The organism is Streptomyces sp. NPDC058469 (assembly GCF_042721125.1).
Classification (GTDB): domain Bacteria; phylum Actinomycetota; class Actinomycetes; order Streptomycetales; family Streptomycetaceae; genus Streptomyces.
This window is the reverse complement of the sequence record NZ_JBHXME010000125.1, coordinates 1-14,771: the sequence shown is the minus strand read 5'-3', so window position 1 is coordinate 14,771 and position 14,771 is coordinate 1. Positions and strand designations below refer to the sequence as shown.

Genomic DNA, 14,771 nt, shown 5'->3' with positions numbered 1-14,771 from the left:
GCGCGCGCCTGTTGGGGGTGCGGGCCCTCGCCGGGTTCACAGGTTTCGACAGACGTCCCGGCGATGGCCGACGGACAGCACCCACACGACCAGTTGGCCGTCCTCGACGGTGCACACGACGCGGAAGTCCCCGACGCGCAGGCGCCAGCGGGCGTTGTGCCCCCTGGAGGGCCTTGATGTCGAGGGCCGAGGTGTCGTCCGCGTCGAGGGCCCTCTGCAACTCGGTGAGCCGGTGGAGGATGCGCAGGGCGTCCGGCCGGGGAATCTTGAGCAGGTCTCGCTGGGTGTGCGGCGTGAACAGCCTGACGTACCCCATCGGAATCAGGCGTGGTGGGAGCGGAGCGCGGCGGCCATCTCCTCAACGGAGACGGAGCCGTCGCGCCCCTCGGCCTCGGCTTCGTCCGCCAGCCGGTTCAGCCAGGAATCCTCGGTCTCTTCTTCGAGTTCGCGCAGGCGCCGGTACTCGTCGATGCCGATGACCACCGCCTCCTGCCTGCCGCGCCGGGTGATGATCGTCGGGGTCTCGTCACGGTGGGCGCGGTCGATGACGTCGGCCAGGTGCTTGCGGACGTCGGCCATGGGCTCAATCACCGGCTCACTCATGTCACAGATGTATCAGATGTATATCTCGGCCTACTCGGGAAGCCCGTGCTCCAGCACTTCCATCGTGCGTTCCACCAGCACCGAGAAGTCCTCCCGGTGGCCGTTCTCCGCCCAGTACAGGGACGTCTCCATCAGGCCGCCGACGATCGACATGGCGTAGACCCGTACCTCCAGGCTCTCCGGGTCCCGGCCGGTGCGCTCGGCGATGGCCTGGCAGAGCATGTTGCCGGTGACCGACATGCTCTCCATCATCCGTGAGCGCACCGCCGGGACCTGGACCATCAGATGGGTCCGCAGCCGGGACGTCTCCTCGTCCTCCTTGAGGCCGAACTGGATGGCCTTGCGGATCACGTACCGGAGGGTGACCATCCACGGTTCGTCGGCGGGGCGGGCCCGCAGTTCCTCCATGATGATCGGGTCGAACTCGTCCGTGATGACGATGTCTTCCTTGGTCGGGAAGTAGCGGAAGACGGTCGACGGCGACACCTCGGCGCGCTCGGCGATCTGCTCGATCGTCGTCGCGTCGTACCCCTGTTCCTTGACGAGTGCGTACGTCGCGGTGCGGATCGCCTCGCGGGTCTTGATCTTCTTGCGCTCGCGGAGGCCCAGTTGAGGGCGGTCGGCGGGGCTGAAGGGGGAGGGTGCGGCCGTCATGCTGCTCATTGTCCGGCATCCGCCACAGCGATGGCCACGGCTGCGGTGGTGTCCTCGTCCTCGTTCCCGTCCTCCTTCTTGGTGGGCGCGGCCGGCGTGTTCGGCAGGAACGCCGCGGACAGCAGGGCGGTGACGAGGGCGGCGACGCCGCACACCAGCAGGACCACGCCCATGCCGTGGACGTAGGCGCTGTTCGCGGAGGAGACGAGGTCGGCCGAGCCGGTCTTCTGCGCGACGATGTGCGCCGCTACGACGGACTCCCCGGCCGTGTCGGCCGCCTTCGCGGGCAGGCCGGTGACGTCGAGGCGGTCGCGGAAGGTGCTCGCGAGCAGGCTGCCCAGCAGGGCGATGCCGATCGCGGCGCCGACCTGGCGCATGGTCATGAGGAGCCCGGCACCGCTGCCGGCCCGGTCGCGGGGCAGGGCGCCCAGCGCGCCGTCCATCGCGGGGACGATCGAGGAGCCGAAGCCGAAGCCGGTGATGGACAGCCACAGCGCGGTGAAGCCGTAGCCGGAGTCGACGGTCGTACGGCTGCCGAGCAGGGCGGCGAAGGCCAGGACCACCAGGCCCGCGCAGACCACGGCACGGGAACCGAACTTGTTGACGAGCGGTTGTGCGGCCCGGGCCGCGACGATCAGGCCGCCCATCATGGGCAGCAGCCGGACGCCGGTGCCGAGGGCGTCGTGGCCGAGCACCGCCTGGAGGTACTGCGGCAGCACGAACAGCAGGCCGGACAGGACGAACATCACCAGGGTCGCCGCGATCGAGCTGAAGAGGAAGCCGCGGTGGCGGAGCAGGGTCATGTCGAGCATCGGGCGTTCCATGCGCCGCTCGCGCAGCACGAGCGCGGCGATCAGGATCGCGGATCCGATGAGCATGCCCACGATCAGCGGGTCGCCCCAGCCGCGGCTGGGCGCCTCGATGATCGCGTAGATGAGGGCGCCGAGGCCGGCCGCCGTGAACGCGGTGGAGAGGGTGTCGACCCTGGGCGAGGCGGGGTCGCGGGTCTCGGGCAGCAGGAAGACGCAGGCCGCTATGCCGATCGCGGCCATCGGGATGTTGACCAGGAAGACCGAGCCCCACCAGAAGTGGTTGAGCAGCCAGCCGCCGATGATCGGGCCGAGCGGCAGCCCGAGCGACGAGGCCGCGGAGATGATGCCGACGGCCTTGGTGCGCTCGTCGGGGCCGAACAGCGAGGGCAGCACGGACAGGGCGAGCGGGGTGACCAGGGCCGCGCCGACACCCATCACCGTGCGGGCCGCGATGACCCAGTTGACGTCGCCGGCCAGGGCGCCCGCCACAGAACCGGCGAGGAAGATCCCGAGCCCCACGATCAGCATGCGGCGCCGTCCGAAGCGGTCGCCGAGCAGGCCCGCCGGGAGCATCAGGGCCGCGAAGACGATCACGTACGCGTCCGCCATCCACTGCTGCTGGCCGGTGGTGGCGCCGAGTTGGCCCGCCATCGTGGGCAGGGCGACATTGAGGATCGTCGTGTCGAAGCCGAGCGTGAGCATGCTCGCGACCAGAGCCCCGAGGGCCCACCAGCGGCGCGGGTCACGCCGCACGTCGTTGTGTTGAGTGACAGTAGCCATGAAATGAGAGTAGCTCTCAAAAGATGATTGATGTCAACCGGGATCGACTGTCAAAACATGGCGATCGGGCGACTGGCGGGAAATCGGGCATGAAAAATGGCCACGGCTCGAAAGCCGTGGCCATGAACGAGAGGTGCCTCAGGTGCTACCCGTGCTGGTACGCCACCAGGGAGATCCCGACGTAGTGCACGAGGAAGGCCGCCACTGTGAGGGAGTGGAAGACCTCGTGGAAACCGAACCAGCGCGGTGACGGGTTCGGGCGCTTGATGCCGTAGATCACGCCGCCCGCGCTGTAGAGCAGCCCGCCGACGACCACCAGGACCAAGACGGCGATGCCGCCCGTGCGCATGAAGTCGGGCAGGAAGAAGACGGCCGCCCAGCCCATCGCGATGTAGCAGGGGGTGTAGAGCCAGCGCGGTGCGCCGACCCAGAAGACGCGGAAGGCGATACCGGCCGCCGCCGCGCCCCAGATGCTCCACAGCAGCCATTCGCCCTTGGCGCCCGGCAGCAGCAGCATCGTCAGGGGCGTGTACGTGCCCGCGATGATCAGGAAGATGTTGGCGTGGTCGAGTCTGCGCAGGACACCGTCCATGCGCGGGCTCCAGTCGCCCCGGTGGTACAGCGCGCTGACCCCGAAGAGCAGGCAGGCCGTCAGGGCGAAGATCCCGCAGGCGATACGGGCCCGGGGTGTGTCGGCGAGAGCGGTGAGCACCAGGCCCGAGACGAGGACGGCCGGGAACATGCCCAGGTGCAGCCAGCCGCGCAGCTTCGGTTTGACATGGTCGGGGAGGGAGAGCGCGGAGGGACCGTGGCCGTCTGTCGGCGTGTCCGTGTGCGCGTCGGGGACGGACGCAGTCATGCGCTCAATCGTACCTACGGAACCGTAAGTTACGTATCAGTGTGGCGAGATGAGGGGCCAGAAGTGGCCACTCTCTCATGCGTAGCCGACATCCGGGTACCCGGGGTGAAGCGGTGGTGACGCACGGAAAACATGTCGATGAGTGGCCGATGAGTGGCGATCCTCACGTCGCTCGTCTGTGAGGCCCTCTGGACATATGGGCGGGTGCGTCGGATGATCAAATGAGTGCGGTCGGCACCGGATGAGCGCCAAGATCGACCATCGTGAAGCATCCGGGTCGCGGCCCCCACGGGGCAACCAGGACAAAATCCCTCACCGTAGGAGCAATCGTGGCGCGCGACATCGCGGCTCCCCCTGCCATTCCCACCGAACACAAAGAACTGGTCTCGTGGGTGAACGAGATCGCAGAACTGACGCAACCGGACAGCGTGGTCTGGTGTGACGGATCCGAAGCGGAGTACGAGCGGCTCAGCGAGGAGCTCGTCCAAAAGGGCACCTTCAAGAAGCTCGACCCGATCAAGCGCCCCAACTCGTACTACGCCGCCTCCGACCCGACCGATGTCGCCCGGGTCGAGGACAGGACGTTCATCTGCTCCGAGCAGGAGCAGGACGCGGGCCCCACCAACCACTGGAAGGCGCCCGCCGAGATGCGGGACATCTTCGCGGGAGAAAAGGGCATCTTCCGCGGCTCCATGAAGGGCCGGACGATGTACGTCGTCCCGTTCTGCATGGGCCCCCTCGGTTCGGACCTCTCCGCGATCGGCGTCGAGATCACCGACTCCGCCTACGTCGCCGTCTCCATGCGCACCATGACCCGCATGGGGCAGCCCGTCCTCGACGAACTCGGTACCGACGGATTCTTCGTGCGTGCTGTGCACACGCTCGGAGCGCCGCTGGCCGAGGGCGAGGCGGACGTGCCGTGGCCGTGCAACTCCACCAAGTACATCTCGCACTTCCCCGAGAGCCGCGAGATCTGGTCCTACGGCTCCGGCTACGGCGGCAACGCGCTGCTGGGCAAGAAGTGCTACGCCCTGCGCATCGCCTCCGTGATGGCGCGGGACGAGGGCTGGCTCGCCGAGCACATGCTCATCCTCAAACTCACCCCGCCGCAGGGGGAGTCGAAGTACGTCGCCGCCGCTTTCCCGAGCGCCTGCGGCAAGACCAACCTCGCGATGCTGGAGCCCACCATCTCCGGCTGGACCGTCGAGACGATCGGTGACGACATCGCCTGGATGCGGTTCGGGGAGGACGGCCGGCTCTACGCGATCAACCCCGAGGCCGGTTTCTTCGGCGTCGCGCCCGGCACCGGCGAGCACACCAACGCCAACGCGATGAAGACGCTGTGGGGCAACTCCGTCTTCACCAACGTGGCGTTGACCGACGACAACGACATCTGGTGGGAGGGGATGACGGAGGAGACTCCGGCCCACCTCACGGACTGGAAGGGCAACTCCTGGACGCCGGAGTCCACTTCGCCCGCCGCCCACCCCAACGCCCGCTTCACGGTGCCCGCTTCGCAGTGCCCGATCATCGCGCCCGAGTGGGAGGACCCCAAGGGCGTGCCGATCTCGGCGATCCTGTTCGGCGGCCGGCGCGCGTCCGCCGTACCGCTGGTGACGGAGTCCTTCGACTGGAACCACGGCGTCTTCCTCGGCGCCAACGTGGCCTCCGAGAAGACCGCCGCCGCCGAGGGCAAGGTCGGCGAGCTGCGCCGCGACCCCTTCGCCATGCTGCCGTTCTGCGGCTACAACATGGGTGACTACATGGGCCATTGGGTCGATGTGGCCAAGGGCCGGGACCAGGCGACGCTCCCGAAGATCTACTACGTGAACTGGTTCCGCAAGAACGACGCGGGCAAGTTCGTGTGGCCAGGCTTCGGCGAGAACAGCCGTGTCCTGAAGTGGATCGTGGAGCGCCTCGACGGCCGCGCCGAGGGTGTCGAGACCCCGATCGGCGTGCTGCCGGCCAAGGGCGCCCTCGACACCAAGGGGCTCCAACTCTCCGAGTCCGACCTGGACTTCCTGCTCACCGTCGACAAGGACGTGTGGCGCGAGGAGGCCGCCCTGGTCCCCGACCACCTCAACACCTTCGGCGACCACACACCGAAGGAACTGTGGGACGAGTACCGCGCGCTGGTGGAGCGCCTGGGTTAGGAACCCGACGAAAACTCCGCGGCCGGCCGCCGATTGTGCCCTGACCAGCAATGTCGTCACAGGCCGGCCGCGGTGGCAGTACACCGGGCAGGGCCCCGCACAACGGCGTGCGGGGCCCTGCCCGGTGCTCATACACCACAGAGGCGCTACGGCGTGGTCCTGGCCGCCATTTCGCGCATCTCCCCTGCCCAAGGCGGGATTTCGGGGGACACTCGGGACAACCTGCAACGAACCCCGAAGTGAGGTGAGCGGGGTGCGCACACCGGTCAGCGATCCCCTGAGCGTGGGGCCGTACCGGATCACCGGGCGGCTCGGCTCCGGCGGGATGGGATGGGTGTATCTCGGCCGTTCGCCGGCCGGCCGTGAGGTGGCGGTGAAGGTCGTACGGCCCGAATTGGCCGCGGAGAGCGAGTTCCGCGAGCGCTTCGCCCGCGAGGTCGCCGCCGCCCGGCTGGTCAGCGGCGCCTACACGGCGGCCGTCGTCGACGCGGACACCGAGGCCGAACTCCCTTGGCTGGCAACGATGTACGTGCCCGGGCCCTCCCTCGCCGAGGCCGTCAGATCGGACGGTCCGCTGCCCGAGGCGCAGGTCCGCAGGCTCGGCGCGTTCCTCGTCGAGGCCTTGCAGGCGATCCACGCGGCCAACCTGGTCCACCGCGACCTCAAGCCGGCCAACGTGCTGCTCGCCTCCGACGGCCCCCGCGTCATCGACTTCGGCATCTCCCGCGTCGAGGGCGCCCCGAGCCTCACCCAGGCCGGGATCGTGGTGGGCACCCCGCCGTTCATGTCGCCGGAGCAGATGACGGCGGCGCCGATCGGCCCGCCCAGCGATGTGTTCTCCCTCGGCGGTGTCCTGGTGTACGCGCTGACCGGCCGCCCGCCGTTCGGCGCGGGGGAGGCGGTGAGCCTGCGGGTCGTGCACCGCGAACCCGAACTGGACGGCGTACCACCGGGGATACGGCCGCTGCTCGCGCGGTGTCTGGCCAAGCGGCCCGAGGACCGGCCCCGACTGGACGTCCTGCTGGGCGAGTTGCTGGCGCAGCCGCGCCCCGCGACCTGGCCGCCGCCCGCCGTGGCCCGCACGATCGAGGTCCGCCGCAGCGAGCTGGCGGCCCGGCGCGGGGGCGGCACCAGCCTGCCGGTGCCGTCCTGTCTGCTGCTGCACGCGCAGGCCCTGCTGGACGCGGGCCTCACCGACGACATGATCACGGGGGCGGTGGCCCGTGGCGACGCCTGAGGCCTCCCTCCCGCCCGGCCGGGACTACGACATCGGTTCGTCCTGGCGGCAGTTGACGCACAACTGGGGCGCCCGCCGGAATTACCACGTCGAGAGCGATGTCGATTCCGTCTCCCTGCAATTCGATCTAGAGGCGTCGGGGCGCACCCTCACCGTGCGTTTCATGACCACGAAAAGACTCCTCGTCGCCTTTGTCACCGACGGTCATTCTCTGCGCAAGGATCAATTGGCGATCGCCGCCGCCGCGTCGAACGCGTGGAACACCGAACAGCTGAATCCCATGCTCTCGGTGTGGGACGTGCGCGGACCGGGACCGTGCCTCGCCGGGGTCTGCGACCTCCCGCTGACCTGCCGGATCAGCCAGGCCGATTTCGATGTTCTGGCCAGTGATTGGGTGGAACGGGCGCGACAGATGTTCACCCGTTGTCATCAGGTTTTCCAGCTGTAGAAGTGAATTGAGCATTCTCAGTCAACCCCTTTCGGCCACCGGCCTGTTGCCTCCACTATGGGCGCCAACGGGGGGTCGTCATGAGACGTACGTTCTTCACTGCCTTGCTGCTCGGCCTGTTGGCCGCCGTGATTCCCGCGGTGCCCGCGAGCGCCGCGGGTCCGCCCTGCGACAAGGACTTTCCGGCGCGCCTGAGTTGCTGGACGGACGCGCTCGGCGACGGCACCGTCGTCACCACGGTCACCCTGAACAAGCCCCTCGACTTCGACGGCAGTCAGCGGGACCGGAAGACCGCCGTCGGCCGGAACCTCAAGAACCTTCAGGTGCAGATCCCTTCGGGCGTCCACACCGGCCAGGGCGGCGCCGTCCTGCTGGTCCTGGCCGGCCACCGGCTCGTCGACCCGGACGCGCGGATCGACCGGCTGAGCACCAAGACGCTGAACGACCTCGGCCCCTGCAACGACGTGTGCAAGGCGCTCCGGCAGTCCTCGCTCACCGGCCGTCAACTGATCGACAAACAGGTGGGTGTCGCCGACCTCGGCACCCACACCTTCACCGTGGGAGAACGTGAGTCCACCGACTACCGGCGCCTCCTGCTCGTCGCCCTGACCGCCGTACTCCTCCTCCTGCTCCTCGTCCTCCTCCTGGCGGTCCGCCGCTCCCGCGCCACGGCCGCGGCGGGCGCCGGCGCACTGTCCGCCGACATCGACCCGGAGGGACCCGAGGAGGCCACCACCAGACTGCGGCCCGTCCCGCCCGCACCGGCCCCTTCCTCCTACGGCCGCCGGGTCGGCCCGCGCACCGGCCCGTCCCGAACAGCCGTCGTGCGTACGGCACTTCGCCCGCAGGGCTACGTCGAACTCGATCACGCCCTGTACCGCGCGGTGTGGGCCGAACCGGACCGGACGCCGCCCGTGCCCGGCGCGTACGTCGAGGTCACCGACGCCCACGAACCCGACTCCGACGTCCTGTACGCCTTCCCGCCCGCCGCCCGGCATCACGCCCGCGGCAGCTCGTGACCCCCGTACCGCCCGGTCGACCAGGAGACGCCATGCACAGCGAATATCCGCCCACGATGCCGGCGGAGTACGCCGACATCGAGTTCGAGAACAACGCGCAACGGCTGCCGTTGGTGTTGTGCCTCGACACCTCGAGTTCCATGGCGGGGGCGCCGATTCAGACCCTCAACGACGCGCTCGCCGAGTGGACCCGGGAACTCCACGACGACGTCGCCCTCAGCTACAGCGTCGAGGTCGCCGTGATCACCTTCGGCGGCCGGGGCGTCGGCGCCTGGCGCGGGCCCCAACTCCTCGACCCACGCGCCCCGGTGAGCCCCTTCGTGCCCGCGCACGCCTTCCAGGCACCCCGGTTCAGCGCGTCCGGCGTCACCCTGATGACGGAGGCGCTGGAGCTGGCCATGCACGTCGTCGCCGCCCGCAAGGCGGAGCTGCGCGCCTCCGGACTCCAGTACTACCGCCCGCAGATCTGCCTGGTCACCGACGGCCTCCCCACCGACAGCACCGGTCACATGACCGACTCCTGGCACCGGCTGATCCCCGTCCTCGCCGAGCAGCAACAGGCCCGCCGCTTCCGGCTCTACGCGATCGGCGTCGGCGGCATCACGGACCGCGGCGAGCAGGTGTTGCAGGCGTTCGCGCCGAAGTTCAACGCGCGCATCCAGGGCTTCCCGTTCCGCGAGCTGCTGCAGATGATGTCGGCCAGCGCGAACGCCGAGCAGAAGGGCGCGGGCGACGAGGTCTTCGAGAAGATCTTCAGCCAGTTCAAGACACAGCGCCCGGCCTGGGAGAGCTGAGCGGTGGCCGACTCGCCCTGGCGCATCCACGGCCTGAGCGTCGAGGGCTACCGGCACCGCCGTACCGGCACGCCCTGCCAGGACGCCTGCACCTACACGGCGTCCGCGTCCGTGTCCGTCCTCGCCGTCGCGGACGGCGCGGGCAGCCGCCCGCACTCCGACCAAGGAGCCCTGCACGCCGTCGAGTTGGCGGCCGAGCACTTCCGCCGCCGGGCGGCCGCCGCGTCCGGCTGCCCGCCGGGCGAGGAAGTCCACGACCTCCTCGCGGACGCCTTCCACGACGTCAGCAAGATCTTCCTGGACACCTACGGCAGCACGGCCCCCGACTACGCCACGACCCTCACCGTCGTGGTCCTCACCCCCGGCTGGCTGGGCCATCTCAGCGTCGGCGACGGCTTCGTCGTCGTACGCGCCGGAACGGAGGACGGGGAACGGCAGTTCCACCTCCTCCCGCAGCCGCCCGCCGTCAGCGAGTACAGCAACGAGACCGTCTTCCTCACCTCACCCGACGCACCCCGCCGCCTGCGCACCGACTGCGTGGCGGACCCGCGCGTCGACGGCGTGCTGCTCTCCACCGACGGCCTCGCGCAGGCCGCGCTGTCGCTCTCCGGCGGCGGCCCGCCCCAGCCCAACACCTCTTTCGTGGAAGCCGTGTTCCGCTCCCTCGACACCCCGGGACCGGTGACCGACAGCGCGCACGAGAGCCTCGCCGCCCTCCTCAGGTCGGACCGGCTGACCAGCCTCAACGCCGACGACAAGACCCTGCTGCGGGCCGTGCGCGCGGTGACCCCGTGAGCGGCCGCACGGTCTACCTGGACGGCAAGCCCGTCACGCTCGCCGAACTCCCGCTCAAGGGCGGCGGACAGGCGGCCGTCTTCCCCGTCGAGGGGGACGACACCATCGTCGTCAAGCTCTACCGCGACCGCCCCGGCCCCGACCTGGAACGCCGCCTGGCCCGCATGCTGACCATGTCACCCCTGGCCACCCGCCCCACCGACGCCAACCAGCCACCCGAACTCGCCTGGCCCACCGCCATCGCCCGCGGCCCCGACGACACCTTCCTCGGCTACGCCATGCGCCGCTTCGGCGAACCCCAGCATGTCCAACTGGTGGGCCTGTTCACCCGCGCCCAGCGCCTGCGCCTCTTCGGCGACCGCGCGGACTGGCGCTTCCTGCTCGGCGTCGCCTGGAACCTCGCCTTCATGACCGCCCGCATGCACTACGACCAACTCGTCATCGGCGACTTCTCCAGCAGCAACGTCGTCGTCGACGCCAACGGCTTCGTCACGTTCCTCGACTGCGACTCCATCGCCTTCACCGACCCGGTCACTGGCGAGCCCTTCCCGTGTCTGATGCACACCACCGACTACTCCTCACCGGAACGCCAGTCGGGCGCCGCGGCCACCGAGGAGAGCGACAACTTCGCGCTGGCGGTGCTGATCTACCAACTCCTCACGGCAGGCAATCACCCCTTCGGGGGCGTCCCGCACGACAGCACCCCCGAGTCCACGGTCAAGGACAACATCGCCGCGAGCGTCTCCTACGTCGTCCGCCCCGAGTCGGTCGTCATCCCACGCGGCACCGTCGACCCCTCGGTCCTGCCGCCGGGCCTCCTCACCCTGGCCCACACGGCCTTCGGCGCGGGCGTTCACGCACCGTCCGCCCGCCCCACCCCGGAAGTCTGGCTACGCGCCCTCGACCAGGAGCGTTCGCGCGTCCAGGTCTGCCAGGGCCGCCCCCTGCACGCCTACGGCTCCCACCTCCCGACCTGCCCGTGGTGCACGAGGGCCGCGGTGACCGGACACGACGTGTTCAACCTGCCGGTACGGCCGCCCGTGCCGGTACCGCCACCGCCGGGGGACGCGCAGAGCCAACGGTTCGGCCCCCTGAAGGTGGTGGGCGTACTGTTCGCGCTCGTCCTGGTGCTCATCGTGCTGGGCGCTCTGAGCAACCGTTGACCCAGGTCAGGTGGAGCGCCCCCGGTCCTCCAGATACCGCGTGTGCGACTCCTGCCGCCGCGCCTCCACCTCACGCAGGCTCGTCGCCAACCCCTGCGCCTCTTCCCGAAGCACCGTCAACTGCCGCTCCAGATGGCGTTCCGGAGGCTCGGTACCCGGCGCCACCACCGCGTCCGTACGAACGTGTCGACCGCCTCCGGTACGTCCTGCCGGATCGCCCGCGACAGGATGTGCACGCCCTCCGGATCCTGTGCGAGGTCGTGGGTGACCTGCGGATCCAGGAGCCCGGCGAGGAGTTGGGTCAGCTCGGTGAGCCGGCCCGCGGCGGCCGGGGGAAGCTCGACACCGGTGAGATAGCCGCCGAGCTTCTCGAAGTCGTCGCGCAGTTCCTCCAGTTGGGCACAGGCCGACGACCACGACCGGCCAGTACGGCCCCGCCGCACCCACGAACGTCAGCACCAGCCCGACGAGCCCGCACGCGCTGCCGGTGAGGTTCTTGCGGGACTCCAAGTAGCCCAGGAACTTACTGGGGGATCTTGCAGGAAGCTCTCGGCGTTCACGCCGGGATGAAACGCTTCTCGAGACCGCTCTGACGCGCAATCTCAGAGCGGATGTTTCTGTGGTCGATGTACTGGCGGACGATCGCCAACGGTGCTCCGCCGCAGGAGACGTCCTTGAGGCTGTTGACCAGCTTGGAGACGGCCACCTTGGGCGGGTAGTTGATCAGGAGGCGGACGTGATCGAGTTCGCCGTTGAACTCCTTCAGCTCCGCCTCAAAGCGTTGGCACACCTTGCGCATGATTTCTTCGCAGCACGCGAGCATCTCGTCGTCGAAGTCTCCGCGCCGGTACTTCGTCACAAAGACCAAGTGCGCATGCGTTGCCGAAACAGCCTTTCTGCCTAGCCTTTGTCGTTCTGTGGATCAATGAGATCAACTGTTTTAGGCTCTCGGTTGTGCAGCTCCGCATAACTACCGGGCTCGAGTGGTGTGGAACGGCTGCCTGCGTGACCGGAAGGAAGCGCACGCAGTGGGGCTGCCGTATGTGAAGTCGGCGGAGTTGTCCGGCTTCGCATCACTCAGGCCAAGCGGACCGAGGAACGCGCCTGGCTCGCCGATGTGTCAGCGGTTGTGCTGCAACAGTCACTTCGAGACCTGGACACCGCCTACAAGAACTTCTTCGATTCGGTCAACGGCGAGCGTCAGGGCCGGAAGGCCGGGCCGCCCCGGTTCAAGTCGAAGAAAGACACCCGTCAGTCGATCCGGCTCAACACCAATGCCTTCTGCCTTCAGGGGAACGGCACGGTTTATGTGGCCAAGGTCGGCAAGCTGAAGGTCAAGTGGTGCCGGTCCCGGATCAACACGGGCGCGGCTATACCGTAAGGGGCGCGGGGAACTGCGCGACAAGCCACGACGTACCCGCAGCCGCAGAAGAAAGCTGAACCCCTACGGCGAATAGGCACCGCAGCTCAGGCGACCGCAGTCACCGCATGCGCATCCATCCGCTCGGCAGACAAAATCGCCGCAGCCGTATCCGCCCGAGAAGCCGCAACAACCAACGCCCGCCCGGCAAGCGCGTGAGCCCTCAGATGCAGGGCATCCAAACGCGCCGTAGAAGAGGCCGCGGCCGCCCGGCTGGGCGAGGCACCACCACGCAACCGACCAAGCTGCGCGGCAATCCGCTCGGCAGCAACATCCAGCTCGTCGGACGGCTCCAACGCCCGCAACTCATCAGTCACCGCAAGCAGCGCGGCAAGGTGCCCCGCAAGCTGAATATCCAGTTCCTCCTCACGCGACCGATGGGGAAAGTCGGAGGAAGGGCGGGCCACCGTGGCGTGGACCGACTTCGTGCGGATCGGTTCGTACATGGCATGGTCTCCTGTGCTCAGACAGGAAACCATCCTAGCTTAGATCTCGTCTAAAGTTGTGCTGGCCGAAAAATTGGCCGGAAGAAACACCAAGAAAACCGGCCCGTGAGGTTTACGGCTGGCTGTACCCGTCCAGGAAGTTCCCGATCCGGGTCACCGCGTCCCGCAGATCCCCGACCGACGGCAGCGTCACGACCCGGAAGTGGTCGGGCTCGGACCAGTTGAACCCGGTGCCGTGGACGACCATGATCTTCTCCTGGCGCAGCAGGTCGAGCACCATCTGCCGGTCGTCCTTGACCTTGAAGACCTGGGGATCCAGCCGCGGGAACAGATACAGCGCGCCCTTCGGCTTGACGCAGGTCACGCCGGGGATCTGGGTCAACAGCTCGTACGCGACATCCCGCTGCTCCTTCAGTCGCCCGCCCGGAAGCACCAGGTCGTTGATGGTCTGCCGCCCGCTGAGCGCGGCGACGACCCCGTGCTGTCCGGGCATGTTCGCGCAGAGCCGCATGTTGGCCAGGATCGTCAGACCCTCGATGTAGGAGTCGGCGTGCGCGCGCGGCCCGGAGATCGACATCCAGCCCACGCGGTACCCGGCCACCCGGTACGCCTTCGACATCCCGTTGAAGGTGAGGGTCAGCAGGTCCGGAGCGACCTTCGAGGTCGGGGTGTGCGTGGCGCCGTCGTAGAGGATCTTGTCGTAGATCTCGTCGGAGCAGACGAGCAGGTTGTGGCGGCGGGCGATGTCGGTGAGGCCCCTGATCATCTCCTCGTCGTACACGGCCCCCGTCGGGTTGTTGGGGTTGATGATGACGATCGCCTTGGTGCGGTCGCTGACCTTCCGCTCCACGTCGGCGAGGTCGGGCATCCAGTCGGACTGCTCGTCGCAGCGGTAGTGGACGGCGGTCCCGCCGGAGAGCGAGACGGCGGCGGTCCACAGGGGGTAGTCCGGCGACGGTACGAGGACCTCGTCGCCGTCGTCGAGAAGCCCCTGCATCGCCATGACGATCAGCTCGGAGACGCCGTTGCCGATGAAGACGTGTTCTACGTCCGTCTCGATGCCGAGGGTCTGGTTGTGCATGACGACCGCGCGGCGGGCGGCCAGCAGCCCCTTCGCGTCGCCGTACCCGTGCGCCGACGACACGTTCCGGAGGATGTCCTCCAGGATCTCGGGCGGACACTCGAACCCGAACGCGGCCGGATTCCCGGTGTTCAGCTTCAGGATGCGGTGGCCTGCCGCCTCCAGACGCATCGCCTCTTCGAGAACCGGGCCCCGGATCTCGTAACAGACGTTGGAGAGCTTGGTCGACTGGATCACCTGCATGTCGGTGAGCTTACGGCGGGGTAACGAGACTTGGCTCGTGCTTTCCGCCACATGAGACGCGTCGCGAACGGCCGGAAACCGCTCCTTGCTCCCTCCCCCCTCAACGATCACAATGCCCATGACAAAAAGACGGCGGCCGGAAGATCTCCGGTCGCCTCGTCATAAGAGGGGACCCCCACATGAACAAGCCTCTCCTTGCCGCGCTCTCCACTCTGGCCATAGCCGGGGCGGGCGTGGCACCCGCGGTCGCCGCACCCCAGGTGG

16 protein-coding genes and 1 pseudogene are annotated in these 14,771 nt (G+C 68.5%); 8 read left to right on the top strand and 9 right to left on the bottom strand.

What is annotated here, in order from left to right; genetic code table 11:
• Positions 1-36 precede the first annotated feature (36 nt).
• The 5 genes from ACFWP5_RS37875 to ACFWP5_RS37855 all read right to left on the bottom strand — a co-directional run bounded on the left by ACFWP5_RS37875 (position 37) and on the right by ACFWP5_RS37855 (position 3,708).
• The gene (locus ACFWP5_RS37875) at positions 37-141 is read right to left on the bottom strand and encodes a type II toxin-antitoxin system RelE/ParE family toxin (RefSeq protein ID WP_384167505.1); all 105 of its coding nucleotides are present in this window, start codon (positions 139-141) and stop codon (positions 37-39) included.
• Positions 142-321: 180 nt separating this feature from the next.
• On the bottom strand, positions 322-603 hold the full coding sequence (locus tag ACFWP5_RS37870) for a type II toxin-antitoxin system Phd/YefM family antitoxin (protein ID WP_384167460.1): 282 nt from the start codon (positions 601-603) through the stop codon (positions 322-324).
• A 30-nt stretch (positions 604-633) separates the two neighbouring features.
• Positions 634-1,266, bottom strand: coding sequence for a TetR/AcrR family transcriptional regulator (locus tag ACFWP5_RS37865; protein WP_384167457.1), 633 nt, complete (start codon positions 1,264-1,266; stop codon positions 634-636).
• Positions 1,263-2,849: an MFS transporter gene (locus ACFWP5_RS37860; RefSeq protein WP_384167453.1), complete on the bottom strand. Its 1,587-nt coding sequence runs from the start codon at positions 2,847-2,849 to the stop codon at positions 1,263-1,265. The genes ACFWP5_RS37865 and ACFWP5_RS37860 overlap by 4 nt, the downstream gene beginning before the upstream one ends.
• Positions 2,850-2,994: 145 nt before the next feature.
• The gene (locus tag ACFWP5_RS37855) at positions 2,995-3,708 is read right to left on the bottom strand and encodes a hemolysin III family protein (RefSeq protein WP_033285228.1); all 714 of its coding nucleotides are present in this window, start codon (positions 3,706-3,708) and stop codon (positions 2,995-2,997) included.
• A gap of 329 nt (positions 3,709-4,037) precedes the next feature.
• Here ACFWP5_RS37855 and ACFWP5_RS37850 point away from each other — a divergent pair, with 329 nt between their 5' ends.
• The 7 genes from ACFWP5_RS37850 (at position 4,038) to ACFWP5_RS37820 (ending at position 11,317) form a co-directional block, all read left to right on the top strand.
• Complete coding sequence (locus tag ACFWP5_RS37850; protein WP_384167450.1) at positions 4,038-5,861, top strand: phosphoenolpyruvate carboxykinase (GTP); 1,824 nt, start codon at positions 4,038-4,040, stop codon at positions 5,859-5,861.
• Between the two features lie 253 nt (positions 5,862-6,114).
• A complete protein-coding gene (locus ACFWP5_RS37845) occupies positions 6,115-7,098 on the top strand; it encodes a serine/threonine-protein kinase (RefSeq protein ID WP_384167447.1) in 984 nt (327 codons plus the stop codon).
• Complete coding sequence (locus ACFWP5_RS37840) at positions 7,085-7,546, top strand: hypothetical protein (protein WP_384167444.1); 462 nt, start codon at positions 7,085-7,087, stop codon at positions 7,544-7,546. Before ACFWP5_RS37845 ends, ACFWP5_RS37840 begins: the two co-directional genes overlap by 14 nt.
• 80 nt (positions 7,547-7,626) lie before the next feature.
• A complete protein-coding gene (locus ACFWP5_RS37835) occupies positions 7,627-8,565 on the top strand; it encodes a hypothetical protein (RefSeq protein WP_384167441.1) in 939 nt (312 codons plus the stop codon).
• Positions 8,566-8,597: 32 nt separating this feature from the next.
• On the top strand, positions 8,598-9,359 hold the full coding sequence (locus tag ACFWP5_RS37830) for a VWA domain-containing protein (protein WP_384167438.1): 762 nt from the start codon (positions 8,598-8,600) through the stop codon (positions 9,357-9,359).
• A 3-nt stretch (positions 9,360-9,362) separates the two neighbouring features.
• Complete coding sequence (locus tag ACFWP5_RS37825; RefSeq protein ID WP_384167436.1) at positions 9,363-10,154, top strand: PP2C family serine/threonine-protein phosphatase; 792 nt, start codon at positions 9,363-9,365, stop codon at positions 10,152-10,154.
• Positions 10,151-11,317, top strand: a complete 1,167-nt coding sequence (locus ACFWP5_RS37820; RefSeq protein ID WP_384167433.1) for a hypothetical protein — start codon at positions 10,151-10,153, stop codon at positions 11,315-11,317. The genes ACFWP5_RS37825 and ACFWP5_RS37820 overlap by 4 nt, the downstream gene beginning before the upstream one ends.
• 6 nt (positions 11,318-11,323) lie before the next feature.
• Here ACFWP5_RS37820 and ACFWP5_RS37815 read toward each other — a convergent pair.
• Together ACFWP5_RS37815 and tnpA are read right to left on the bottom strand one after the other, a co-directional pair.
• Positions 11,324-11,836: pseudogene (locus ACFWP5_RS37815) on the bottom strand (hypothetical protein).
• Positions 11,837-11,873: 37 nt separating this feature from the next.
• Positions 11,874-12,185 carry an IS200/IS605 family transposase gene (gene tnpA / locus ACFWP5_RS37810; protein WP_384167430.1) on the bottom strand — a complete coding sequence of 104 codons (312 nt, stop codon included), beginning with the start codon at positions 12,183-12,185 and terminating at the stop codon, positions 11,874-11,876.
• Between the two features lie 261 nt (positions 12,186-12,446).
• Between tnpA and ACFWP5_RS37805 the strand changes: the two genes are divergently transcribed.
• Positions 12,447-12,698: a hypothetical protein gene (locus ACFWP5_RS37805; protein WP_384167427.1), complete on the top strand. Its 252-nt coding sequence runs from the start codon at positions 12,447-12,449 to the stop codon at positions 12,696-12,698.
• Between the two features lie 86 nt (positions 12,699-12,784).
• Here ACFWP5_RS37805 and ACFWP5_RS37800 read toward each other — a convergent pair whose 3' ends face one another.
• Together ACFWP5_RS37800 and ACFWP5_RS37795 are read right to left on the bottom strand one after the other, a co-directional pair.
• A complete protein-coding gene (locus tag ACFWP5_RS37800; RefSeq protein ID WP_384167424.1) occupies positions 12,785-13,183 on the bottom strand; it encodes a hypothetical protein in 399 nt (132 codons plus the stop codon).
• Between the two features lie 112 nt (positions 13,184-13,295).
• Positions 13,296-14,507 (bottom strand): pyridoxal phosphate-dependent aminotransferase, encoded by a 1,212-nt coding sequence (locus tag ACFWP5_RS37795; RefSeq protein ID WP_384167421.1) that lies wholly within the window; start codon positions 14,505-14,507, stop codon positions 13,296-13,298.
• Positions 14,508-14,771: the final 264 nt, after the last annotated feature.

Bases quoted from the DNA above. Each gene is read 5' to 3' on its own strand.
- ACFWP5_RS37870 (WP_384167460.1), bottom strand. From the start codon at position 603: ATGAGTGAGCCGGTGATTGAGCCCATGGCCGACGTCCGCAAGCACCTG.
- ACFWP5_RS37865 (WP_384167457.1), bottom strand. From the start codon at position 1,266: ATGAGCAGCATGACGGCCGCACCCTCCCCCTTCAGCCCCGCCGACCGC.
- ACFWP5_RS37860 (WP_384167453.1), bottom strand. From the start codon at position 2,849: ATGGCTACTGTCACTCAACACAACGACGTGCGGCGTGACCCGCGCCGC.
- ACFWP5_RS37855 (WP_033285228.1), bottom strand. From the start codon at position 3,708: ATGACTGCGTCCGTCCCCGACGCGCACACGGACACGCCGACAGACGGC.
- ACFWP5_RS37835 (WP_384167441.1), top strand. From the start codon at position 7,627: ATGAGACGTACGTTCTTCACTGCCTTGCTGCTCGGCCTGTTGGCCGCC.
- ACFWP5_RS37830 (WP_384167438.1), top strand. From the start codon at position 8,598: ATGCACAGCGAATATCCGCCCACGATGCCGGCGGAGTACGCCGACATC.
- ACFWP5_RS37800 (WP_384167424.1), bottom strand. From the start codon at position 13,183: ATGTACGAACCGATCCGCACGAAGTCGGTCCACGCCACGGTGGCCCGC.
- ACFWP5_RS37795 (WP_384167421.1), bottom strand. From the start codon at position 14,507: ATGCAGGTGATCCAGTCGACCAAGCTCTCCAACGTCTGTTACGAGATC.